Below are 22,759 nucleotides of genomic sequence, written 5' to 3' on the forward strand. Positions count from 1 at the left end.
GAGAAGCCATGAAGTGGCAACAACGCGTTCGTGTCGCAACCGGTTTGAGTTGCTGGCAGATAATGTTGCATTTACTGGTCGTGGCCGTACTGGTGATGGGCTGGATGAGCGGCACGCTGGTGCGTGTTGGCTTAGGGTTATGCGTGGTTTACGGCGTGACCGTGCTGTCGATGCTGTTTTTACAGCGTCATCACGACGCGCGCTGGCGCGAAGTGGGAGATGTGCTCGAAGAGCTCACCACCACCTGGTATTTTGGTGCGGCAATGATCGTCCTGTGGCTGTTGTCACGCGTGCTGCAAAACAACCTGCTGCTGGCCCTGGCGGGTCTGGCTATCCTCGCAGGACCCGCGGTGGTGTCGTTGCTCACCAAAGAGAAAAAGCTACGCGATGTTTCGTCTAAACATCGCATAGGCCACTGAGCCCGTAGTGGCCGCGATGACCAGTAGCGGCCACAAACTTCCCCACACAATATCCAGACTCGCATCCTTCAGATAGATCTGCTTGGTGATATCCGTGAAGTGACGAATCGGGTTTATCCACGTCAAATCCTGTAACCACACCGGCATGTTCTCCACTGGCGAAACGTACCCAGAAAGCAAAATCGCCGGCATCATAAAGACAAACACCCCAATAAACGCCTGCTGCTGCGTTGAGCATAGCGCGGAAATCAGCAGCCCAAACCCCACCAGCGACAGGCCGTAAATCACCATCGTGAAGTAAAACAGCGCCAGCGATCCGGCAAACGGGATCTGGTACGCCCATATTCCCACCCCCAGCACGATGGTGGCCTGGAACGTCGCGACAATCAGTGCCGGCACCGCCTTGCCGACAAATATCTGCCAGGTGGCGAGCGGCGAGACCAGCAGCTGATCCAGCGTGCCCTGTTCGCGCTCGCGGGCGACGGAGAGAGAGGTCACAATCATCACTCCGATGGTAGTGATCATGGCGATCAGCGACGGCACCACAAACCACTTGTAGTCCAGATTCGGGTTATACCAGTTGCGCACCACCAGTTCGCTGTTGTAGGGCTTCGGTTTGCCCGCCATCAGCTCCTGCTGGTAGTCCTTCACTACCTGCTGCAAATAGTTCGCCGCAATCTGGGCGCTGTTGGAGTTACGCCCGTCGAGGATCAGCTGCATCGGCGCGGTCTGGAAGGTATCCAGATTGCGGGAGAAATCCGCCGGGAAGCGCACCAGCAATAATGCTTTCTGCGTGTCGATGGTGGGCTGGATCGCCTGCGGGCTTTGCAGCAGCAGGACATGGGTAAAGGCTTTGGCGCGGGCGAAACGCTGCGTCAGCTCGACGGAATGCTTGCCATTGTCTTCGTTGTAAATGGCGATGGTGGCGTTGGTGACCTCCAGCGTGGCGGCAAACGGAAACAGTACAACCTGAAGCAGCACCGGCAGCACCAGAATGGCGCGGGTCTGCGGCTCGCGCAGCAGGGATTGCAGCTCTTTGCGGATCAGTGTCCATAAACGGTGAAACATGCGCGCTCCTTAATCTAACCGCCGTTTGGTTTTCATCCACGTCAACCCGATAAACATCACCGCCGACGCCATTAAAAACAGCGTGTTGATAATCAGCACTACCGGAATATTCCCCGCCAGGAACAGGCTTTGCAGCGTGCTCACGAAGTAGCGCGCCGGGATAATGTAGGTCACGGCGCGGATGACGGCAGGCATACTGTCTATCTGGAAGATAAACCCTGAGAGCATTATTGACGGCAGGAAAGCGGCGTTCAGCGCCACCTGCGCGGCGTTAAACTGGTTGCGGGTGATGGTGGAGATGAGCAGCCCCATCCCCAGCGTGCTGAGTAAAAACAGGCTTGTGATAAAGAACAGCACCACCAGCGAGCCGCGGTACGGCACGCCGAGGATAAAGACGGACACCAGCATGCAGAGCAGCATCGCCAGCATGCCGAGGAAGTAGTAGGGAATAAGCTTGCACAGCAGCAGCTCGACGCGCGTCACTTCAGTTGAAAGCAGCGCCTCCATGGTGCCGCGCTCCCATTCGCGGGCGATCACCAGCGAGGTCAGAATCGCGCCGATCACCGTCATAATAATCGTTACCGCGCCCGGAATAATAAAGTGCTGGCTGATGGCGGCGGGGTTAAACCAGTAGCGTGTCTGCACGTCAATCAGCGGTTCAAACTCCTCCCCCCGGTCTTCGGCGCGCTGCATCTGCCACAGCTGCCAGATCCCCTCCGCGTAACCCTGCACAAAGTTCGCGGTGTTCGGCTCGCTGCCGTCGGTGATCACCTGAATTGGCGCATCGGCGCCCGGGCGTGCCATGTTAGCGGCAAAATCGACCGGAATGACGATCAGACCGCGAATTTTTCCGGCCTGCATTTTCTGGATCAGTTCCTGCCGGCTGTCGCTGATGGTGGCATCGATGTAGGGCGAGCCGGTCATGGCGTGGGTGAAGTCCAGCGCCTCTTCGCTCTGCTGCTCCAGCAAAATCCCGACCCGCAGCTTGCTGGAATCGAGGTTAATCCCGTAGCCGAAAATAAACAGCAGCAGCAGGGGGATCACCACCGCAATCAGCCAGCTGCTGGGATCGCGCACGATCTGACGCGTCTCTTTAACGCACAGGGCGCGCACCCGGCGCCAGGAGAGGGCGTTACTGCGCATGAGTATTCTCCTTATCCCAGTCGTGAATGAGGGTGATAAACGCCTGCTCCATGGTCGGGTCTGGCTGCGCGTCGTCGGCGGCCTGCGCTTTCAGGTCATCCGGCGTGCCGTGGGCAATCAGCTTGCCGCGATAGACCAGCCCGATACGGTCGCAATACTCCGCCTCGTCCATAAAGTGGGTGGTGACCATCACGGTCACGCCTTTTTCCACCATGCTATTGATATGCAACCAGAATTCACGGCGGGTGAGGGGATCCACGCCTGAAGTCGGTTCATCAAGAAACAGGATATCCGGCTCGTGCATCAGTGAGCAGGCCAGCGCCAGCCGCTGTTTGAAGCCAAGCGGCAGAGCGTCGGTAGCGTGTGAGGCGATATCGGTCAGGCCGAAGGCGTCGCACATGCGGCCGATCTTCTCATTCTGTGCCCGTCCCCGCAGGCCGTAGACGCCGGAGAAAAATCGCAGATTTTGCTCCACCGTCAGGTTGCCGTAGAGCGAAAACTTCTGCGCCATATAGCCCAGGTGCTGGCGCGCCTTGCCGGAGCTGACTTTGAGATCCATGTTCAGCACCAGCGCTTTGCCGGAGGTTGGTACCAGCAGGCCGCACATCATTTTAAAGGTGGTGGATTTCCCTGCGCCGTTCGGCCCGAGCAGGCCAAATATCTCGCCGCGCTTCACGGCAAAATTGACGTTATCGGTGGCGGCGAAATCGCCGAATTTTTTGGTGAGCGATTTCGCTTCTATGACCGTTTCGCCCGGCGTACCTTCCACCGTGTGCAGAATGGCGCCAAGCGGTGATTCTGAGGTTCCCGCCCCGCCCAGCAGATCGATAAACGCATCTTCAAAGCGCGGCGCGGTCTCTGTCATGTCGATCTCAGGCATCCCCTGCGCACGCCGGATATCGTCGGCGGTGGCCTCTTTTTTGAGGATCACGCGCACCGAACGGCCCTGAATCATCCCGTCGCTCACCTGGGGCAGCTTCAGCACCCGTTGCAGCAGCGTGCGGTTGGATTCCTGCGCGCTGTGCAGCAGAAAACTTCGCCCGGCCATGGTTTGCGTCAGCTCGGTGGGTTCGCCCTGATAGAGCAGTTCGCCTTCATTCATCAGCAGCACGTCGCGGCACTGTTCTGCTTCATCAAGGTATGAGGTACTCCAGAGGATCAGCATGCCGTCACCCGCCAGCTCGTGCACCATCTGCCACAGTTCACGGCGGGAAATCGGGTCCACGCCGACGCCGGGTTCATCCAGCAACAGCACCTTCGGTTCGCCCACCAGCGTGCAGGCCAGCCCCAGCTTCTGCTTCATCCCGCCGGAGAGCTTGCCCGCCAGCCGGTCGGTGAACGGGCCGAGCGAGGTAAATTCCAGCAGGCGGGCGAAGGTTTTCTCCCGGGTTTCGCCGGTGACGCTGCGCAGGTCGGCGTACAGGTTGAGGTTTTCCATTACCGTCAGGTCTTCGTACAGACCAAACTTCTGCGGCATATAGCCGAGCATGCCGTGGAGCGCCGCGTCGTCTTTGATCGGATCGAGGCCAAGCACGCTGGCACTGCCTTCATCCGGCTTCAGCAATCCCGCCAGTATCCGCATCAGCGTAGTTTTACCCGCGCCGTCCGGCCCCACCAGCCCGGTCACATAGCCTTTCTGAATCGTACAATTCAGCGGTGCGACCGCCGGTTTAGCCATTCCCGGGAAGCGTTTGACCAGATTGTTGAGCTGGATAACCGCGTCATTCATGTCGTTCCCCGTCGTTTAAGGTCACGGTAACAGGCATGCCCTGACGCAGCGCGTCGTCCGCATCGGTGACGATGATGCGCAGGCGATACACCAGGTCGGTACGCAGGTCCGGGGTTTCAACGGTTTTTGGCGTGAACTCGGCGGTAGGAGAGACGAAGCCCACTTTGCCGTGATAGGGCTTGTCCGGGCGACCGTCGGTATAGAGCAGCAGTTCGCGGCCCGGCTGCATCTGGCCAAGATTCGGCTCATCAATGTAAGCGCGCACCCACACCGGACGGGTTAAGGAGAGCGTTAACACGGTGCTGCCCGCGCTGAGCATGCTGCCCGGCTCCACGGCGCGGGTCATCAGCGTGCCGTCAGACGGGGCGATTAACGTGGTGTCGTGCAGATCCAGCTCCGCCTGGGCTAACTGCGCCTGCGCCTGCTCAAGGCTGGCCTTCGCCTGGGCAATGTCCTGCGCACGGTTACCGGTGCGGTACTGGCTTAGCTTATCCTGGGCAGATTTCAGCGTCGCCTGTGCCTGGTCGCGGGATGAGCGCGCATTTTCCAGGTCGTTGGCGGAAATAGTACGGCTTTTCCATAAGCCTTGCTGACGGTTATAGAAATTCTGCGCATAGTCATAGGCGGCTTTTGCCTGCTTAACGGCAGCGGCCGCCTGGGAGATCTCTTCGTCGCGATAGCCCGCCAGCATCAGGTCGTATTGCGCCTGTGCGACGGAGACGCCTGCTTTTGCCTGCATCAGCGCGTTCTCAAACGGGGCTTTGTCCAGCATCCCCAGCGTCTGCCCGGCTTTGATGGCATCGCCTTCGTCAACGTTCAGCGAGGCCAGCCGTCCGCCAACGCGGAAGCTCATGTTCACGGTGCGGATATCCACGTTGCCATACAGCGTCAGGCCACGATCCTGCTGGCTCTGATACCACAGCCAGCCGCCTGTTCCCGCGGCAAGCAAGACAACAACCACCAGAATGATGGCGACAGGTTTTTTCATGACTTCTGGCTCCTTTGCGTTAAGCCTTGCAGGATCAGATCAACGTGACAGGTAATGACCTGGCTAATTTGCGCGGCTTTATCCTCATCGAATTGTGTCCAGCCCGTACGTAACAGGATGGTCTCACGCCCCAGACGGAAGGCGAGCACTTCGCCCAGCAGGGCGTGGGTATGCAAAATGGTGTCGGTATCGCTCGCGTCCCGTCCGGTATAGGCGGCGATCAGCCGGGTCAGATGGCTGTGCATCGGGGCGATCACCTGATCGTGCACCAGCTGGTACGCGGCAGTGGGGGAGAGCTGCTCGCGGGAGATAAATTTGCTCAGGTTCAGCGTATCGTCGTGCGTCAGCAGGCGGATCATGTTGTGACAGGCGTTAAGGATCAGCTGGCGGATGGCAGCCCGGTCAGGCTCTGGCTGGCTGAACAGCGCGGTGGCTTCTTCCACGTGCGGGCGAAAGCTGGTGCCGATAAAATCCGCGATCCACTGGGCGCAGGCGAGGTATAAATCCTCTTTTGAACCAAAATAGTAGGTGATGGCCGCAATATTCTGCCCGGCCTGAGCGGCGATATCCCGCGTGGTGGCATGCAGACCATACTCGCCAAACTGCGCCAGCGCGGCGGCGATAAGCTGACTTTTCGCCTGTTCGCCTTTGGTTGTCGTTGGGGTTGTATTCATAGCAGCATTAAAAATTAATCAATCGATTGATTAAGATTATGCCTGATTTGCGCAAACGTCGAGTCATCGCCGGGGATATTTTATGCGCCACGTCACAAAAGCTGCTACACTCCGCACCTTCGCGACATTGTGGTTTTTGTCCTTCTATTCGTTATATCTCCCTGAAAACTACACCTGTGATGGTCGGGGCGGTTCGGAGTTTTTATGTCTTTTGATTCCCTTGGTCTGAACCCGGAAATTCTGCGCGCCATCGCAGAGCAGGGCTACGTTGAGCCAACCCCTATCCAGCAGCAGGCCATTCCGGCCGTTTTGCAGGGCCGTGACCTGATGGCAAGCGCGCAGACCGGTACCGGTAAGACCGCGGGCTTTACCCTGCCGCTGCTGGAGCTGTTGGTAAAAAACCAGCCGCACGCCAAAGGCCGTCGTCCGGTGCGTGCGCTGATCCTCACCCCAACCCGCGAGCTGGCGGCCCAGATTGGCGAGAACGTGCGTGAATACAGCCGCTACCTCAACATTCGTTCGCTGGTAGTTTTCGGCGGGGTAAGCATTAACCCGCAGATGATGAAGCTGCGCGGCGGCGTGGACGTGCTGGTGGCAACACCGGGACGTCTGCTGGATCTGGAACACCAGAACGCGGTGAAGCTCGATAACATCGAAATCCTGGTGCTGGACGAAGCCGACCGTATGCTGGACATGGGCTTCATCCACGACATTCGCCGCGTGCTGGCGAAGCTGCCGACGCGTCGTCAGAACCTGCTCTTCTCCGCGACCTTCTCCGACGAGATCAAGGCGCTGGCGGAAAAGCTGCTGCATAACCCGCTGGAAGTGGAAGTCGCGCGCCGCAACACCGCCTCCGAGCAGGTGACGCAGCACGTTCACTTCGTAGATAAGAAGCGCAAGCGGGAGCTGCTCTCCCAGATGATCGGTCAGGGCAACTGGCAGCAGGTGCTGGTCTTTACCCGCACCAAGCACGGCGCCAACCACCTGGCGGAACAGCTGAATAAAGACGGCATCCGCAGCGCGGCGATCCACGGCAACAAGAGCCAGGGCGCGCGTACCCGCGCGCTGGCGGACTTTAAATCTGGCGACATTCGCGTGCTGGTGGCAACCGACATCGCCGCACGCGGTCTGGATATCGAAGAGCTGCCGCACGTTGTGAACTACGAGCTGCCAAACGTGCCGGAAGATTACGTTCACCGTATCGGCCGTACCGGCCGTGCGGCGGCAACCGGGGAAGCGCTCTCTCTGGTTTGCGTGGATGAACACAAGCTTCTACGCGACATTGAACGCCTGCTGAAGAAAGAGATCCCGCGCATTGAAACCCCGGGCTATGAAGTGGACCCGTCGATCAAAGCCGAGCCAATTCAGAACGGTCGTCAGGGTGGCGGACGCGGTCAGGGCGGCGGTGGTCGCGGTCAGCAGCCGCGTCGTTCAGAAGGTGGCGCGCCGAAATCTTCGGGCAAACCGCCGCGTCGTAATAACGACAGCAAACCAGCCGGTGAAAACCCGTGGCGTAGCGGCGAAGGGAAACCGGCAGGCGAGGGGCAGCGCCGACGCCGCCCGCGTAAACCTGCTAACTCGCAGTAATCTGGAAGCCCGGTCGTAAAGCCGGGCTTTTCTTTTTGCGGCAGCGGAGAGAAAGTGCCACAATAGTGGCTGTTTATACAGTATTTCAGGTTTTCCGATGGCTTTAACCGCTGCGCTGAAAGCGCAAATAGGCGCCTGGTATAAGGCGCTACAGCAGCAGATCCCCGATTTTATCCCCCGAGCGCCGCAGCGGCAGATGATTGCCGACGTGGCAAAAACGCTCGCCGGGGACGACGGGCGACATCTGGCGATTGAAGCCCCGACCGGCGTCGGGAAAACCCTGTCGTATCTCATTCCCGGCATCGCCATCGCGCGGGAGGAGGACAAAACGCTGGTGGTCAGCACCGCCAACGTGGCCTTGCAGGATCAGATCTTCAGCAAAGATTTGCCGCTGCTGCGCAAAATTATCCCCGATTTACGCTTCACCGCCGCCTTTGGTCGCGGGCGCTACGTCTGCCCGCGCAATCTGGCGGCGCTGGCCAGCAGTGAACCCGCCCAGCAGGATCTGCTCGCGTTTCTTGATGACGAGCTGACGCCAAACAACAAGGCGGAGCAGGAGCAGTGCGCAAAGCTGAAGGCCGATCTCGACAGCTACAGGTGGGACGGCCTGCGGGATCACACCAGCCAGGCGATCGGCGACGACCTGTGGCGCAGGCTCAGCACCGATAAAGCGAGCTGCCTGAACCGCAACTGTCACTACTACCGCGAATGCCCTTTCTTTGTTGCCCGGCGTGAGATTCAGGAAGCGGAGGTGGTTGTCGCCAACCATGCGCTGGTGATGGCCGCACTGGAGAGTGAAGCGGTCCTGCCGGAGCCCAAAAACCTGCTGCTGGTGCTCGATGAAGGTCATCATCTGCCCGACGTGGCGCGGGATGCGCTGGAGATGAGCGCGGAAATTACCGCCCCGTGGTTTCGCCTGCAACTGGATCTGTTCTGTAAGCTGGTGGCAACCTGCATGGAGCAGTTCCGCCCGAAAACCACGCCGCCGCTGGCGGTTCCGGAGCGGTTGAGCGAGCACTGTGAAGAGGTGTACGGCCTCATCGCCTCGCTGAATAACATTCTTAACCTGTATCTCCCCGCCACCCAGGAGGCGGAACACCGCTTTGCGATGGGGGAGTTGCCGCAGGAAGTGATGGAAATTTGTCAGCAGCTGGCGAAGCACCTTGAAAAGCTGCGCGGGCTGGCGGAGATGTTCTTAAATGATCTCAGCGAGAAAACCGGTACCCATAACGTGGTGCGTTTGCACCGCATTCTGCTGCAAATGAACCGCGCGCTGGGCATGTTTGAGGCGCAGAGCAAACTCTGGCGGCTGGCCTCAATGGCGCAGGCGTCCGGCGCGCCGGTGACAAAGTGGGCCACCCGCGAAGTGCGAGACGGGCAGGTACATCTTTTCTTCCACTGCGTGGGCATCCGCGTGGCCGATCAGCTGGAAAAGCTGATCTGGCGCAGCGTGCCGCACGTGGTAGTGACATCGGCGACCCTGCGTTCACTGAACAGCTTCTCAAGGTTGCAGGAAATGAGCGGCCTGAAAGAGAAAGCGGGGGACCGTTTTGTGGCCCTGGACTCGCCGTTCAACCACTGTGAGCAGGGCAAGCTGGTGATCCCGCGCATGAACTATGAGCCGCTTATCGATAACGAAGAGCAGCATATTGCGGAAATGGCGGCCTACTTCCGCGAGCAGGTTGAGAGTAAAAAATACCCCGGTATGCTGGTGCTGTTTGCCAGCGGCCGCGCGATGCAACGCTTCCTGGAGCACGTCACCGATCTGCGCTTGCTCCTGCTGGTGCAGGGCGATCAGCCGCGCTATCGGCTGGTGGAAACCCACCGTAAACGCATTGATAACGGCGAGCGCAGCGTGCTGGTGGGGTTACAGTCCTTTGCGGAAGGGCTTGATTTGAAAGGTGACTACCTGACGCAGGTGCATATCCACAAAATTGCCTTCCCGCCCATCGACAGCCCGGTGGTGATCACCGAAGGCGAATGGCTGAAAAGCCTGAACCGTTATCCGTTTGAAGTGCAAAGCCTGCCTGCGGCGTCGTTTAACCTTATTCAGCAGGTCGGGCGCTTGATCCGTAGCCACGGCTGCTGGGGCGAGGTGGTGATTTATGACAAACGACTGCTCACCAAAAACTACGGCCAACGGCTGCTGAATGCGCTGCCGATCTTCCCGATTGAGCAGCCAGAAGTGCCGGAGGTAAAAAAACGCCCGGCAAAACCCTCTGCCGGGCGTACAAAAAGCATCCGTGCAAAGAGGCGCGGTCCTACTGGTAAGTGAATGTCACCTGAATCACGCTGCTGAACGTCCCGGCAGTGACGGGCATTGAGGTGGCGTAGTAGCGCGCGGACAGGGGAAAGGTTGCCGTGTGGTCGCTCGGATTGATGGCGGCGTTAAAGGCGGCCTGCGGGGCAATCAGTATTTTGTCCTGCCGGTCTGCCAGCTCCAGCGCCAGCCCCTTTGCGCTGCCGATATTGGCAAATTTGGTCGGATGCACGCTGTCTGCCTGGCCATAGAAAAAGGCCGTGGCAAGCGCCAGCGTGGCAGGACAGTGCGATACTGACAGGGAAAAGTCTTTCCACTCGCCGGTATCCCCCACGTCTTTAAAACTGCCCGACACCGTCTGGCCTAAGTCCACCGTCAGGTTGCGGCTGGCGCTGTCAATGATGCAGGTATTGGCGTAAATATTTCCCGTCATCTGGATCTGAATATCGTCTGCGTGGGCCTGGGCCAGTAAGCCCATCGTCAGAAACGCGATTGTCTTTTTCATGTTGGTCACTTATAGGCGAGAGTGATGGTTGCTACGGTGTTGGCGGGGCCGGGCGTCACCACATCGTTGATCTGCTCGTAGCGAACCTGAAAGGGGATCTCCAGCGTTTCATTGGCAACGGCCTGGCTTTGAGTGTTGACGTAGGTATCAAAGGTCGCAATGCGGTCATCAAACAGCATTCTCACCCCGACGCCCGTTGCCATGCCTGTCTGCTTCGTCAGTTTGATCACCCCCTCGAATGCCGTCTCGTAGCCGTTAGCACTGGTGATTTTTAGCTCAGGCTGAACGGTTGTGTCACAGTTAACGGTGATATTAAACGTTTGAGCGGGGCTGGATAAAAAACCCACGCTCATAAAATCACTGACGGGAAAATCACCCAAATTAACGGTGAGATTTTTTGGCGAAACAGAGCAGGTGACCTGATGCAAAATGACGTTACCTGCATACGCAATATGGTTAGGGCTGCCGATCCCTTCGTGACCGAAAACGCCAATGCCGAATTCGGTCTGAGACTGCACCAGCGTGCCGGAGGTCACGGCGTCGCTTGTTTTGACCAGTTCAAGCGTGACGTCAAAGTTAAACGACTGTGTGCCATCGCCAGAAACATAGCCAACAGGCGTTCCGCGTGAATCGCACTGTACTCCGCCTGCTCCGCTGATTCGCTGACCCTGATCGTTCATCAATGCGACCCCGACACCCGGTACGCCGGATTCGTATACTCCCTTCAGCCCCGGAATTTCCGCTCCGGTACCGTAGTAACACGAGACAATTTCCAGTCCGCTGTCGATACTCTGATCGCAGTGCCCGGCAACATGAACGCTCTGCTCTGTACCCGGAATGGTTGCACCAACCGCCAGCGTCGTCGGGACAGAAATGGAGGCCATGTTAATCATTTTGGGCAGATCCGGCGTGGTGCAGGTCGCCTTCGCATGCGGCATAAATAACGCGGCGGTTCCCAGAACCAGTAAGAAAAAGCACTGTTTAATCATTTGCATAATCGTTAGCCTGAACGGTGGATCAGTGACACTGCGCGGCAGCGTTAATGATGCTGGTTTGCTCTTTCTCATCCGTTAGCGCATAGTCAGCGACGCAGTGCTCGTTCGCCCCCTGTCCCCAGGAAACGTAGAGATGCCCTTGCTGCGGCAGACCAGAGAGGTAGGTCTGGCCGTCATTCCCGACAATAAATTCGCTGTCCTTATCTTCGGTGGTGACCGTTGCGCCGAAGGGCAGCGGTTTACCCTTTTGCGTAAGCGTCATCAGGACGCGGTTACCCACGCGGGTGTTAAAGCTGGCGCGCACCACGGCCCCGCGGGTTGGCGTCACGATCTGCGCCGCGTGGGTGACGTCGGCGTTGTCCGGTAGCGTTTCGGTATCCAGCGCGATGGTGTTGCGGCGATACGCGGTAACAAACGGCACGACGGTGTAGCCGCGGAAGTCGGTCTCGACGCCCGTCTGGTTCGTGATATGGGTTCCGTGCGTGCCCGGCGCTTTCACCAGCGCGATGGTGTCACCGAGCGGCTGGCTCAGGGTTATTCCGTTCGCATGGGCAACCACGCCGCCCTGCAAACCGACGTTCAGGGTCTGCTGATACTTATCCTGACTGACGCCTGCGCTCACTTCGCCATATGTCGCTTTGTAATCGGCGTTGATGCTGGTGGAGTTACCGCTGCCGATGCTGCTCAGCCCTTCCTGGATGTTCCAGTTCAGGTTGTCCTCTTTCAGCGCCGTGCCGTTCAGGCCGATGTTCTGCGTCGTGCCGTCTTTGGTGTTGTTCAGGTTGTAGGTGGCCCAGGTGTTATGCATCCAGCGGTCCAGCGGCACCGAGACGCTCAGCGAGAACTGGTTGTCGTTTGTCACCTCGTTACCGTCTTCATCGCTGTCCTGGGTGTTTTTGTTCATGCTGTAGCTGAGGCTGTAGCTCACCCCGTGCCAGCTATTGTTGTAGCTGACGCTCATCGAGGTCATGTTCTGGCTCTGACTCCAGTACGTCTCTTTCACCATGCTCAGGGTGACGGATCCCCAGCCTTCCGGCAGCGTCTGGTCGATGGTGGCTTCGGTTCGGGCGCGGCGCTGCTGCGGTGCAGACCAGTTGTCGGAGCGGGTATATGACTCCATGGTGTCGTCCAGGGTGTAAAACCCTTTGCTGTTATAGCGATAGCCGGCCAGCGAGAAATTGGTGCCTGACCGGGCGATGTCTTTGCTATAGCGCACGCGCCACGACTGGCCTTTGCTGGCCTGCTGTTTTTTCAACAGGGCCTTCGCGCGGGTCACGTCAATGGAAAAGGCGCCTAAATCGCCCATGTTTTTCCCGACGCCAGCCGCCTGAGACTGGTAATGGCTGCTCTGCTGCACGCCACCGTAGGCGGTGAAACCGTAGGGTAAACCGTAGATGGCGCTGCCCTGGGCAAACGGGGTCTTCTCGACGTCGTTGTCATAAGAACGGTAGCGTCCGGCAGTCACGCTGTAGCGCAGATTTTTTTCACGCTGCAATACCGGCACGGAGGCAAACGGCACGACGAAATGGCTTTCGCTGCCGTCGGTCTCTTTCACGGTGACCTGGAGATCGCCGCTGCTGCCGGTGGGGTAGAGATCGTTAATTTCGAACGCGCCGGGGGCGACCGTGTTCTGATAAATGATGTAACCGTTCTGGCGTACCACCACCTGCGCGTTACTGTGGGCGCTGCCGCGAATAATAGGGGCATAGCCTTTCTCGCTGTCCGGCAGCATGTCGCTGTCGGATTTTAGCTCCACGCCGGTATAGGGGACGCTGTCAAAAACGTCGGAAGGTGAGGTGCTTTGGCCCACCGTCACGTCACTTTTCATCGCCACAATATCGCGTTGCGCATAGGTATAAACGGAGGTGAATTTCTGTTCCTCCTCATGACCCGTGGTGCTGCGATTCCAGGTGGAGTAGTTACGAACGCGCCATGCCCCGATGTTGAAGCCGGGACGCAGGTTAACGTACTGGCTGCTGCTATTCTCTTCACCCTGCTGGCGCGCATGGCTCTGGCTGGCGTTGACGCTGTAATTAAGCAGGCCCGCGTTGATCCCTTCGTCAAACTCTTTCGGGTCGATGTAACCGCGAGGTACCTGACCGAGCGCCTTTTGCGGAATGCTCAGCAGCAGCTGCTGATTGCGCACGCGAAAGGTCGCGGATGCCGAAGGGATGGCGTGTAGATCGGCGCACTGACCTTCTGCCCTCAGCTGCGGATATTTTTGCGTTTTGATCCCGAGGCTCTTTAATTCGTCCAGTGTAAAACAAGGCTGGAGCGTGCTGGTGCCCTGTGGATCTTTAACTAAGTTGAAGGTCACGTCGCGGGTATCAATTTTATTGTTATTGATAAAGATCGCGACCTGATATTTACCTGGTGCCTGGCCGGGACCTTTTTCATAGACAGACAGATCGGTCTTTCCCTGCTGCGGGTTATCAATGTCCAGCAGGGCAGGGTTAAAATAATCATCAGCCAAAACCTGCTGCGCAAAGATCGCCATTGCCAGGCAACAAATAGCCATCAGCAATGACGAAAATCGGCAGGTGAACGGCTTTTTATGGCTGTACATGATGATTTTATTACCGGGTAATACGATTAATGAACGGGTTTAGACCATGTCTGACTGATGCTGCCGTAATCGGTAATAATGGAATACGCGACGGTAGAACCTCCGACGTTGCCAGGTAAAGCAAAATGCGTTTCAGTTTTCGGCACAGCCCAGGTGGCTTTTTTGACTTTCTGTCCATTCAGGGTGACGGTCTGAAAATTCATAAAGAAAGGTGTGGGATTATTCACCACTAAATCATTCCCTTCGCGATGCCATTCAAGTTTATCGGCCACATCTTCTGGTCTGCCTTTTACCGCTGACGGGCGATAGAGCAATTTAATGCGGGTATTAATGGCAATTTGCAGCGTATTTACCCCTTCGACATGCTTCGAGGACGGGATCGCTTTAATATTCAGCCAGTACAGAGATTCCCTGTCTTCCGGTAAATTTCCTCCCGTACGGACTACGCGCAGGACGTTATCCTCTTTCGCATCCAGTCGAAAAAGCGGCGGGGTGATCAGGAACGGGGCTTTGGCCTGGTTTTTACCGCCAGAATCGACCCAGGACTGCACCAGATAATCCGTGGTATCCGGGTTTGAAAGACCGAGAGATGATTCCTTTTTATCTCCCTGATAGACCAGCCGGGTGCCATTAATCACGACCCCCGCCTGTGCCGAGGCTGCTACCAGTAAAAGAATGCTCAGTAAATAACCGTGGCGCATAAAGATTTCTCAATAAAAAGATGAGATATTAATGCTCGCAAAAGCATTAATATCTCAGGATTGATAAGATCAGTTATAAATAACGGTGAAGGTTGATACAGAGTTAGCAGGGCCCGCGGTGACTGCCGCCTGGGTTTGAATATAACGCGCACCGAACTCCAGATCGTTAACCGCCGTGCCGGAGGCTAAAGGATATTGCTTCGAAGGGGTATACAGGCTGACAGGCTGCCCGGACGTGTCAACCAGCTGAATAGCCACACCGGTAGCCGCATCGGTATCGGGCGTTAACGCCAGCGCGGCATTATTATCCGCATCCGGGGTACCACCGAAGTTAATCGCTGCCGAGGTTACGGTTTCCGGACAATTGGTTAACTTAATATCAAACTTCGTTAATGTGCTGGTAGAGCCTGCACCGGTAAATACCGTTTTAGATACTTTTCCCAACTGAACATCTAATGGATTACTTAATCCATTCACGACCTGGCAAGCAGAATCGATAATTTCTCCGGTGAAATTAATCTGCCCTTCACCGTTGGTTGCCGCAAATGCAGATGCAGAACATCCCACCGTTGCGGCGATAAACAACCCTAATGCAACCTTGTTCATAGTAAATCCCGATGTGTTTCTGGCAAAAACGTTGCCTGGACGTTTTCACCGTTGACCTTTAATGACTTTTCGATGTTTATTTAATCAAAAAAAGGACAGAGACGAATCTTTTGTCCCAATCACAAATATTGCAAATAATGCTTGAGTTTATTTTTTTATCTGAAAACAGCAGGTTGATAATGATCACAAAACACTATCGGGTGCGTGTCCATCGGGCTATATTGTTAACAAGATGATGCTGTCAGGAGAAATGTCGTGGATTACCGCAAAATTATCAAAGAGGTAGGGCGTGGGAAAAACCATGCTCGCGATCTGGACCAGGTCACGGCCCGTGCGTTGTACACCCATATGCTGAATGGCGACGTGCCGGAGCTGGAAATGGGCGGCATTCTGATTGCGCTGCGCATCAAAGGGGAAGGTGAGGCGGAGATGCGGGGTTTTTATGAGGCCATGCAGTCGCAGACGATGCGTTTAACCCCGCCCGTCACGAAGCCGATGCCGATAGTGATCCCGACCTACAATGGCGCGCGTAAGCAGGCAAACCTCACGCCGCTGCTGGCTATTCTGTTGCAGAAACTCGGTTTCCCGGTGGTGGTGCATGGCGTGAGCGAAGATCCAACGCGCGTGCTGACAGAAACCATTCTGGAATTATTAGGCATCGAACCTACTCTCCATGCTGGCCAGGCGCAGGCCAAACTGGAGGGGAACCAGCCGGTCTATATTCCCGTGCGCGCGCTCTGCCCGCCGCTGGAAAAGCAGCTGGACATGCGATGGCGAATGGGAGTACGTAACAGCGCCCACACTCTGGCGAAGCTGGCGACGCCGTTTGCCGAAGACGCCGCGCTACGTCTTTCCAGCGTCTCCCATCCGGAGTACGTGACGCGGGTCGGACAATTTTTTGCCGAAATCGGCGGGCGGGCGCTGCTGATGCACGGGACGGAAGGGGAGGTTTATGCCAACCCGCAGCGTTGTCCACAGCTGATGCTGATTGAGCCTGCCGGGACGCGGGTCGTACTGGAACGTGGGGAAGAGAACTGCGATGTGATCTTGCCCGAGTCAAAAGATCCGCAGGTCACCGCGCACTGGATCGTACAGTGTCTGGCCGGAAAGGTGCCGGTTCCTCAGTCGATCAAGCTGCAAATGGCCTGCTGCCTGCTGGCGGCAGGGGAAGTGGCATCCGTGGAAGCCGGATTGCAGCGCGTGGCACAGTCGTTTAAGTAAAAAAAAGCCCGTCCAGTGGCGGACGGGCAAACAAGGGTAACAACAGGGTCAATGAGGGTTGGAGCATCTCACCAGAGGGTATGGTGAGGGTGGAGCATAATTCGTTCGATTACTTGTAGATAACCGCAGTACCGCTCAGTTTGTTATTACCGTTAGTGGACGTGATGGTGTATCCACTTGCGCCGGCAGCGGCTGCTTTTTCCGCCAGTTTGGCTTCCAGACCGTCCAGCGTGGTCGCGCCTTCAGCACTCACCACCCCGATTTTGTTCAGATCCTGTGCCTGAGTAGAGGAGACTGGCTCTACGGCGAAAGCGCCGAAAGAGAGAGCGGACAGGGCAACAGCGGCAACAGCATATTTGATGGTTTTCATAGGTCAATTCTCGCAGGTTATTCTGTTAAAGGGACGATGTTCCGTCGATGTGATAAGTATCACGGTTTTTAGCGGAAGATAAAATCGAAGAGAATTGACGTGGTTGCTCAAAAAAATTGAATGACAAATAACTTATTGATTATTAATAAATTCAGAAGCGGAATTGACACTTCTTGTGGATGCGCTTTACAGAAGCCATCGGAAGGGCACGATTTGCTACGCGTATCGCTAAAAGTCGTGAGCGTAAAGTAAACGGCTGGCGCGGTTTAACTTCGGTAAAGGAAAGTCAACGTAACTGGCTGTCTTTCGATCCTCTGCGATTATATCCTGAATGTGTCGCATTTTTCGAATCTTTCTCCTGCTGACAGGCAATACATAGCCGTACGCCAGGAATGGCTTTACGCCGTGCCTCAGGAATCGGATCTCCGCACTCTTCGCATTCCGTCAAACTTTCGCCGCGTGGAATTTCACCGCGAGCACGCGCGACCGCATCTTCAATAGTACTGTTGATCTGTTCGTTAACGGCGTCGTCATTCGCCCAGCCGGAAGCCATCATGTTCTCCTGATCTGTTTAAGCCATTCATCTTAATATGGGGTTAAAAAACGCACAGTCAAGGCGAAGGAAGGGAATGAGAACTGCATCTGCCTGGCAGATGCAGTGTGGGAAGGAAATCGATTATTTATAGATGGTCGCGGTGCCGTACATATGGTTATCACCACCGGCAGCGTTCACCACGAAGCCTTTAGCCCCTTCCTGACGCGCTTCTTCGGCCAGCTTGTCCTGAAGGTCATCAAGGTTGCTTGCCCGGCTGACAGAGACCGTCCCCGCCGCACGTAGCTGGCTGGTGTCGTTGCTGTCGGTCAGAGGTTGAACGGACCAGGCTGAGAAAGATGCGCCTGCCAGCGCACCCGCAATAATAAAGGTCAGATATTTTTTCATAATCACATCCTCAGGGGAAACAACAGGTGATTCCTCTTAAGTTTAGAAGCCTGACGCGTGTGATTTAGCGCAAAAATTTGATGATGATCTGCTTATTTTTTGAACGATAAATTCTGACAATTTGTTGACAGATCATAGACATACAGGTCGATGATTTTTGTCGTTTTTTTGTGCGACTCAGACAGATATTTACCCCCGCGCCGTCACAGGGTATCTTACGCGGCTGTTTAAAGGAGAATGCCATGACTTCCCAAAAGCCGGGATTGCACCCGCGTAACCGCCACCGTAGCCGCTACGACATGAAAGCCCTGTGCCTGAGCTGCCCCGAATTGCAGGATTTTATTGTTCAGACACCAGCCGGTGAACCGTCGGTAAACTTTGCCGATCCGCTGGCGGTTAAGACGCTGAACAAAGCGCTGCTGGCCCATTTTTATGGCGTTACGCACTGGGACATCCCGGATGGCTTTCTCTGCCCACCGGTGCCAGGACGTGCGGATTACGTCCATCATCTTGCCGATCTGCTGGCGGATGACAATGGCGGCGTGGTGCCAAAACAGGCCACCGTGCTTGATATCGGTACGGGCGCGAACCTGATCTACCCCCTGATAGGCGCACATGAATATCAGTGGCGGTTTACCGGTAGCGAGATCGGTGCCGAGGCCTTCGCCAGCGCGCAGGCCATTATCAACGCTAACCCGGGGTTAAGCCGGGCCGTTCGTCTGCGTCGTCAGAAGGATGCCGCTGCTATTTTCAACGGCATTATTCATAAGAACGAACAATATGATGCCACCCTGTGCAACCCGCCATTCCACGACTCCGCCGCCTCCGCTCGTGCGGGAAGTGAACGCAAGCGGCGTAACCTGGGCCAGGCTGAAGATGGCGCGCTGAACTTTGGCGGCCAACAGCAGGAGCTGTGGTGCGAGGGCGGGGAAGTGGCATTTATTCTGCGCATGATTGCCGAGAGTAAGGGCTTCGGTCGTCAGGTGAAATGGTTTACCACGCTGGTCTCCCGTGGCGATAACCTGCCGCCGCTTTACCGCGCGCTGACCGACGTCGGCGCGGTGAAAGTGGTTAAAAAAGAGATGGCGCAGGGCCAGAAGCAGAGCCGCTTTATTGCCTGGTCCTTTATGGACGATAACAAACGCCGCAAATAATCGTTTCTCGGGCCGGGTAAGGCGAAGCCGCCACCCGGCTCGTTTACAGCGTCGGCTCCTGCGGAGGGAGCGGCGAAGCGGGCGGCGACAATACCTGATACGTCTGCACCGGCGCTCTCACGTTCGCCAGATCGAAGTGTTTTTTCACCATGCTGTCGAGGGCGAAGCGCACCGTCCACTGCTTCAGCGGCTGGGTGGTGAACGACACGCGCAGGGTAAAGGCAGTGTTCGTCAGCCCGACGATGCCCGCGAACGATGGTTCACCAATCACCAGCCCGCGAATATCCTCCATCTCCATCAGTTCGTTCACCGCATCCCGCAGCGCCTGCTTCGCCTTATCTGCATCTTCGTGACGATCGACATCATAATTCGCCACCACCGAACCAATGCCGCGCACAAAGTTGGCAAAGGTGGTGATCGATGACCACGGAATAATGTGGTACGCGCCGGTATCCTGACGCACGCCGACGGAGCGAATGGACATCCTCTCGACCGTGCCGGTGAGCGGACCGATGGTCACCAGATCCCCGGTATTCATCCCGTTCTCAAACTGGATAAAAATGCCGGTGATAATATCCTTCACCAGCGTCTGAGAACCGAAGGAGATCGCCAGCCCCAGCGCACCGGCACCCGCCAGCAGCGGGGCGATATTCACGCCGATTTCCGACAGCACAATCATGATGGTGATGGTACTGATGATCACCGCCAGCGCGTTGCGGCACAGGGTTAGCAGCGTGCGGGCGCGGGCGCTCGGTAGCGGCCTGCCGTGGACATCCGACACCAGACGGTTTTCGATAAGGCTTGCCAGCAGCGTCCAGCCGACGGCGGAGAAAAACAGGATCAGCGCGATACGAATAAGAATATCAACGGTCTTTTCCCCCGCGCCGTTATGCAGCCAGTTCCAGAAATCAAACAGCCCCCACGCGTTCAGCAGCAGCATAATTGCCACGCAGACCGTCAGAATACGCGCCACCTTCAGGGATACGGTCATCCAGCCATTCACCCGCTTTTGCAGTTCCGGGTAGTTACGCTGAACCTGCGGCGACAGGGTGATCGTTTTCGACAGCCAGCGGGAAAGCAGGCCAGAGACAAAGGCCGCAATGCCGATAATCGCCAGGCTTTTGAACGTCGCCCCCATCATAAATTTCAGGCTATTGCCCGGGTCGAACAGGGAGAAGAAACAGAGCACAATAAAATAGGCGCTGGCCAGCCAGTGCCACACCAGCGCAAAGGCGCGAATAAAGAGGCTGAAAAAGGAGAGGGAGCGATCGGCCAGGTGCAGCAGGCTGTCGGTGATCGCTTTTTTATTGTGGAAGATGAGGTACAGCGCCCAGACGGTAATGCACAGCATGATCAGCACGTTCGCCAGCGCCCCGAACTGCACGTTAACCTGGTTGGAAATAATCGGCACGGCAACCAACAAGCCATAACCGATCAACCCGCTCAGCACGCTAAGCCGCACCGCCCAGTATTTGGCGCTCTGATCCGAAATGGCGAAGGGGCGAAGGTCCGGCACGCGCGGGCAGAAGATCAACCGCAGGAGGGCTTTAAAGAACTCAATCAGGGCAAACGCATTGAGGAACAGTCCCTGCTGAAACGCGATGGTTTTGTTTCCAGTATTAAGGCGGTCAGCCAGCAGCTGACCGACAAACAGCGTCAGGGCCAGCAGCAGCAAATCGATGACAAACGCCCCGGTAATCATTGCCGGAAGATGCAGCCAGCTGCTTTTATGCTGATTCTTTTTGCGTCCCCACTGTCCCATTTTCCGGTAAAGCGGCCAGACAGACAGGCGCAACAGCCAGTAAAAAATGAAGACGGCGCCAGCCAGAATAGCAAACTGGGTGGCGGCGGCGGAAAAGGTGTGAGGATTAAAAGGCTTATGTGAGGTGCCAACCAGGTTGCGATAGAGCTGGGCAAAACGCGACGACAGGGCTTCCCCGTAGCGGCGACTGATGTCGGTGACGTTTTCCAGCACCGTTTTTTCTTCTTCGGCTTCCGGCGGCGCAACAGCTGGAACCGGATCCTGAGGCGGCGTGGCGGCCACCTTCCTCAGCTGATCGATCAGCTCCTGCCGTGACGTGTCGTTCTCAAGCACGTCGGCAAGCGCGCTGTAGGCAGCTTTTTTCTTTTCAGCATCCGGTTCTGGCGGCGCATTTTGCTGGGTGGCGGTGGCTCCGGTGGTGACGCCGGGAAGGGTTACGGCGAGCGACGGCGCGCTAAACAGGCTAAACAGGAGTAACAGGATCCACGGCACGGCGTCCTCCGACAAAAATATCGTGCAAAATGATAAGTATAGAGCGCGCGGAGCAGAGGGGAGTTTTTGGGAACAATCCGGCATAAAAAAGCCGGGCATGCCCGGCTCTGTATGGCTATCAGGAGACGTGTTGCAGGAACTCCTGAAGGCGCTGGCTTGGTGGGTTCGCAATCAGCGTCTGCGGATTACCGTCTTCCGCGATGCGGCCCTTATCAATGAAGATCAGACGGGACGCCACTTTTTCGGCAAAGCCGATTTCGTGGGTAACGATGACCATCGTCATGCCTTCTTCCGCCAGATCCTGCATAACTTTCAGCACTTCGTGACGCAGCTCCGGGTCGAGTGCCGACGTTGGCTCATCGAACAGCATCATCTTTGGCTTCACCGCCAGCGCACGGGCAATGGCCACGCGCTGCTGCTGGCCGCCGGACAGCTCGGAAGGATAGTGGTGGGCACGCTCCGCCAGACCAACCTTCGCCAGCAGATCTTTTGCCAGCGCTTCCGCTGCCGCTTTGCTGGCCCCGCGCACGCGCAGAGGACCGAACATCACGTTTTCCAGCGCCGTGAGGTGCGGGAACAGGTAGAACTGCTGGAACACCATGCCCGCTTCCTGGCGGATCAGGCGCTCGTCCACTTTCGGATCGTTAACCTTCAGACCATCGACGATCAAATCGCCGCTGGTGATCTCCTCAAGCTTGTTAATGCAGCGCAGCAGGGTGGATTTACCGGAACCGGACGGCCCGATGATCACCACCACTTCGCCCTGCCTGATGTTCAAATCGATATTGTGCAACACCTGGGTTGGGCCAAAGTGCTTGGAAACGTTTTTAAATTCAATCACAGGATTTTCATCCTTCTTTCAAGACGACGCAGAACAAAGCTCAGGACAAGCGTGATAATCAGGTAGACAACGGCGACCGCACTCCAGATTTCCAGGGCGCGGAAGTTACCCGCGATGATCTCCTGGCCCTGACGGGTCAGCTCGGCCACGCCGATAACAATAAACAGCGAGGTGTCTTTGATGCTGATGATCCACTGGTTACCCAGCGGCGGCAGCATGCGGCGCAGCGCCAGCGGCAGGATCACGTGACGGATGGTTTCGCGACGGGAAAGACCTAACGCCAGGCCAGCTTCACTGAACCCTTTATGAATCGACAGCACCGCACCGCGGGTAATTTCCGCAATGTAGGCGCCGGAGTTGATCATGATGGTGACAACGGCGGCGCTGAACGGGTCAATGCGCAGGTCGGTGAAGGCCATCGGCAGGGCGAAGTAGATGAACATGACCTGCACCACAATGGGTGTGCCGCGGATCACTTCGATGAAAACCAGTGCGATGTGATTTGCAATCCAGCCACCGTAGGTGCGGGCGAAACCGGCGACAAGACCGATAATCAACCCGCCAACCAGACCGAGGACCGAAATCCACAGGGTCATTTTAGCGCCTTCAAGCAAGAGTGGAATGGCAGGCCAGATGGCGCTCCAGTCAAACTGCATGATGTATTCCTGTATACCGTGGTGAAAAACGAAAAACGTAGGCCCGGTAAGCGTAAGCGCCACCGGGCGTTACAAACCTGAA

At 56.7% G+C, this 22,759-nt stretch carries 21 protein-coding genes; 5 read left to right on the plus strand and 16 right to left on the minus strand.

The features are described from left to right. The first annotated feature begins 8 nt into the window (after positions 1-8). Positions 9-419 (plus strand): YbhQ family protein, encoded by a 411-nt coding sequence (locus tag DD597_RS01030; RefSeq protein WP_003858499.1) that lies wholly within the window; start codon positions 9-11, stop codon positions 417-419. Here the strand turns inward: DD597_RS01030 and DD597_RS01035 are convergent. From DD597_RS01035 to cecR, 5 genes are read right to left on the minus strand one after another with little or no spacing between them, the layout of a single operon-like run. Next, positions 381-1,487: an ABC transporter permease gene (locus DD597_RS01035; protein WP_129255870.1), complete on the minus strand. Its 1,107-nt coding sequence runs from the start codon at positions 1,485-1,487 to the stop codon at positions 381-383. The genes DD597_RS01030 and DD597_RS01035 overlap by 39 nt on opposite strands. Before the next feature lie 9 nt (positions 1,488-1,496). After that, positions 1,497-2,630: an ABC transporter permease gene (locus DD597_RS01040; protein ID WP_022650643.1), complete on the minus strand. Its 1,134-nt coding sequence runs from the start codon at positions 2,628-2,630 to the stop codon at positions 1,497-1,499. Next, on the minus strand, positions 2,620-4,359 hold the full coding sequence (locus DD597_RS01045; protein ID WP_022650644.1) for an ATP-binding cassette domain-containing protein: 1,740 nt from the start codon (positions 4,357-4,359) through the stop codon (positions 2,620-2,622). The genes DD597_RS01040 and DD597_RS01045 overlap by 11 nt, the downstream gene beginning before the upstream one ends. Continuing rightward, positions 4,352-5,347 carry a secretion protein HlyD gene (hlyD, locus tag DD597_RS01050; protein ID WP_023315672.1) on the minus strand — a complete coding sequence of 332 codons (996 nt, stop codon included), beginning with the start codon at positions 5,345-5,347 and terminating at the stop codon, positions 4,352-4,354. Before hlyD ends, DD597_RS01045 begins: the two co-directional genes overlap by 8 nt. Beyond that, complete coding sequence (cecR, locus tag DD597_RS01055) at positions 5,344-6,021, minus strand: transcriptional regulator CecR (protein ID WP_003858489.1); 678 nt, start codon at positions 6,019-6,021, stop codon at positions 5,344-5,346. Before cecR ends, hlyD begins: the two co-directional genes overlap by 4 nt. A gap of 204 nt (positions 6,022-6,225) precedes the next feature. Here cecR and rhlE point away from each other — a divergent pair, with 204 nt between their 5' ends. Both rhlE and dinG read left to right on the plus strand, forming a co-directional pair. After that, on the plus strand, positions 6,226-7,608 hold the full coding sequence (rhlE, locus tag DD597_RS01060) for an ATP-dependent RNA helicase RhlE (protein WP_045894941.1): 1,383 nt from the start codon (positions 6,226-6,228) through the stop codon (positions 7,606-7,608). A gap of 97 nt (positions 7,609-7,705) precedes the next feature. Beyond that, on the plus strand, positions 7,706-9,883 hold the full coding sequence (dinG, locus tag DD597_RS01065; RefSeq protein WP_129255871.1) for an ATP-dependent DNA helicase DinG: 2,178 nt from the start codon (positions 7,706-7,708) through the stop codon (positions 9,881-9,883). Here the strand turns inward: dinG and DD597_RS01070 are convergent. The 5 genes from DD597_RS01070 to DD597_RS01090 form a co-directional block, all read right to left on the minus strand. Then, positions 9,870-10,373 (minus strand): fimbrial protein, encoded by a 504-nt coding sequence (locus DD597_RS01070; protein WP_003858483.1) that lies wholly within the window; start codon positions 10,371-10,373, stop codon positions 9,870-9,872. The two genes, dinG and DD597_RS01070, sit on opposite strands and share 14 nt — an antisense overlap. Positions 10,374-10,378: 5 nt before the next feature. Next, a complete protein-coding gene (locus tag DD597_RS01075) occupies positions 10,379-11,368 on the minus strand; it encodes a fimbrial protein (RefSeq protein WP_003858481.1) in 990 nt (329 codons plus the stop codon). Between the two features lie 22 nt (positions 11,369-11,390). Then, positions 11,391-13,934, minus strand: coding sequence for a fimbria/pilus outer membrane usher protein (locus tag DD597_RS01080; RefSeq protein WP_023324354.1), 2,544 nt, complete (start codon positions 13,932-13,934; stop codon positions 11,391-11,393). Positions 13,935-13,960: 26 nt separating this feature from the next. Further along, positions 13,961-14,635, minus strand: a complete 675-nt coding sequence (locus DD597_RS01085) for a molecular chaperone (RefSeq protein ID WP_023324355.1) — start codon at positions 14,633-14,635, stop codon at positions 13,961-13,963. A gap of 69 nt (positions 14,636-14,704) precedes the next feature. Continuing rightward, positions 14,705-15,241, minus strand: a complete 537-nt coding sequence (locus DD597_RS01090; RefSeq protein WP_003858476.1) for a fimbrial protein — start codon at positions 15,239-15,241, stop codon at positions 14,705-14,707. 255 nt (positions 15,242-15,496) lie between these two features. On the opposite strand from DD597_RS01090, the gene ybiB reads away from it, so the two are divergent. Further along, a complete protein-coding gene (ybiB, locus tag DD597_RS01095; RefSeq protein ID WP_129255872.1) occupies positions 15,497-16,462 on the plus strand; it encodes a DNA-binding protein YbiB in 966 nt (321 codons plus the stop codon). A gap of 109 nt (positions 16,463-16,571) precedes the next feature. On the opposite strand, the gene ybiJ is transcribed toward ybiB, so the two are convergent. From ybiJ to mcbA, 3 genes are all read right to left on the minus strand, one after another. After that, on the minus strand, positions 16,572-16,832 hold the full coding sequence (gene ybiJ, locus DD597_RS01100) for a DUF1471 family protein YbiJ (RefSeq protein ID WP_003858474.1): 261 nt from the start codon (positions 16,830-16,832) through the stop codon (positions 16,572-16,574). A gap of 286 nt (positions 16,833-17,118) precedes the next feature. Continuing rightward, positions 17,119-17,385, minus strand: a complete 267-nt coding sequence (locus tag DD597_RS01105) for a DksA/TraR family C4-type zinc finger protein (protein ID WP_003858472.1) — start codon at positions 17,383-17,385, stop codon at positions 17,119-17,121. Between the two features lie 123 nt (positions 17,386-17,508). Next, the gene (gene mcbA / locus DD597_RS01110; protein ID WP_129255873.1) at positions 17,509-17,772 is read right to left on the minus strand and encodes a DUF1471 family periplasmic protein McbA; all 264 of its coding nucleotides are present in this window, start codon (positions 17,770-17,772) and stop codon (positions 17,509-17,511) included. Positions 17,773-18,014: 242 nt separating this feature from the next. Between mcbA and rlmF the strand changes: the two genes are divergently transcribed. Beyond that, positions 18,015-18,926, plus strand: a complete 912-nt coding sequence (gene rlmF, locus DD597_RS01120; protein WP_023315680.1) for a 23S rRNA (adenine(1618)-N(6))-methyltransferase RlmF — start codon at positions 18,015-18,017, stop codon at positions 18,924-18,926. 43 nt (positions 18,927-18,969) lie between these two features. Here the strand turns inward: rlmF and ybiO are convergent, their stop codons facing one another. From ybiO to glnP, 3 genes are all read right to left on the minus strand, one after another. Next, a complete protein-coding gene (ybiO, locus tag DD597_RS01125) occupies positions 18,970-21,180 on the minus strand; it encodes a mechanosensitive channel protein (protein ID WP_100154339.1) in 2,211 nt (736 codons plus the stop codon). Between the two features lie 118 nt (positions 21,181-21,298). Then, on the minus strand, positions 21,299-22,021 hold the full coding sequence (glnQ, locus tag DD597_RS01130) for a glutamine ABC transporter ATP-binding protein GlnQ (RefSeq protein ID WP_003858465.1): 723 nt from the start codon (positions 22,019-22,021) through the stop codon (positions 21,299-21,301). Then, positions 22,018-22,677, minus strand: coding sequence for a glutamine ABC transporter permease GlnP (gene glnP, locus DD597_RS01135; protein ID WP_003858462.1), 660 nt, complete (start codon positions 22,675-22,677; stop codon positions 22,018-22,020). The genes glnQ and glnP overlap by 4 nt, the downstream gene beginning before the upstream one ends. Between the last annotated feature and the right edge of the window lie 82 nt (positions 22,678-22,759).

Source organism: Enterobacter cloacae complex sp. 677-3DZ2D5B, assembly GCF_004136695.1.
In the GTDB taxonomy this organism is placed as follows: Bacteria; Pseudomonadota; Gammaproteobacteria; order Enterobacterales; family Enterobacteriaceae; genus Enterobacter; species Enterobacter hormaechei_C.

Coding starts and splice junctions, on each gene's coding strand:
- DD597_RS01105 (WP_003858472.1), bottom strand. CDS start 17,385: ATGGCTTCCGGCTGGGCGAATGACGACGCCGTTAACGAACAGATCAAC.
- mcbA (WP_129255873.1), bottom strand. CDS start 17,772: ATGAAAAAATATCTGACCTTTATTATTGCGGGTGCGCTGGCAGGCGCA.
- glnP (WP_003858462.1), bottom strand. CDS start 22,677: ATGCAGTTTGACTGGAGCGCCATCTGGCCTGCCATTCCACTCTTGCTT.
- rlmF (WP_023315680.1), top strand. CDS start 18,015: ATGACTTCCCAAAAGCCGGGATTGCACCCGCGTAACCGCCACCGTAGC.
- rhlE (WP_045894941.1), top strand. CDS start 6,226: ATGTCTTTTGATTCCCTTGGTCTGAACCCGGAAATTCTGCGCGCCATC.
- ybiJ (WP_003858474.1), bottom strand. CDS start 16,832: ATGAAAACCATCAAATATGCTGTTGCCGCTGTTGCCCTGTCCGCTCTC.
- DD597_RS01085 (WP_023324355.1), bottom strand. CDS start 14,635: ATGCGCCACGGTTATTTACTGAGCATTCTTTTACTGGTAGCAGCCTCG.
- dinG (WP_129255871.1), top strand. CDS start 7,706: ATGGCTTTAACCGCTGCGCTGAAAGCGCAAATAGGCGCCTGGTATAAG.
- DD597_RS01035 (WP_129255870.1), bottom strand. CDS start 1,487: ATGTTTCACCGTTTATGGACACTGATCCGCAAAGAGCTGCAATCCCTG.
- DD597_RS01090 (WP_003858476.1), bottom strand. CDS start 15,241: ATGAACAAGGTTGCATTAGGGTTGTTTATCGCCGCAACGGTGGGATGT.
- DD597_RS01080 (WP_023324354.1), bottom strand. CDS start 13,934: ATGTACAGCCATAAAAAGCCGTTCACCTGCCGATTTTCGTCATTGCTG.
- hlyD (WP_023315672.1), bottom strand. CDS start 5,347: ATGAAAAAACCTGTCGCCATCATTCTGGTGGTTGTTGTCTTGCTTGCC.
- DD597_RS01045 (WP_022650644.1), bottom strand. CDS start 4,359: ATGAATGACGCGGTTATCCAGCTCAACAATCTGGTCAAACGCTTCCCG.
- DD597_RS01075 (WP_003858481.1), bottom strand. CDS start 11,368: ATGCAAATGATTAAACAGTGCTTTTTCTTACTGGTTCTGGGAACCGCC.
- cecR (WP_003858489.1), bottom strand. CDS start 6,021: ATGAATACAACCCCAACGACAACCAAAGGCGAACAGGCGAAAAGTCAG.
- DD597_RS01030 (WP_003858499.1), top strand. CDS start 9: ATGAAGTGGCAACAACGCGTTCGTGTCGCAACCGGTTTGAGTTGCTGG.
- DD597_RS01040 (WP_022650643.1), bottom strand. CDS start 2,630: ATGCGCAGTAACGCCCTCTCCTGGCGCCGGGTGCGCGCCCTGTGCGTT.
- DD597_RS01070 (WP_003858483.1), bottom strand. CDS start 10,373: ATGAAAAAGACAATCGCGTTTCTGACGATGGGCTTACTGGCCCAGGCC.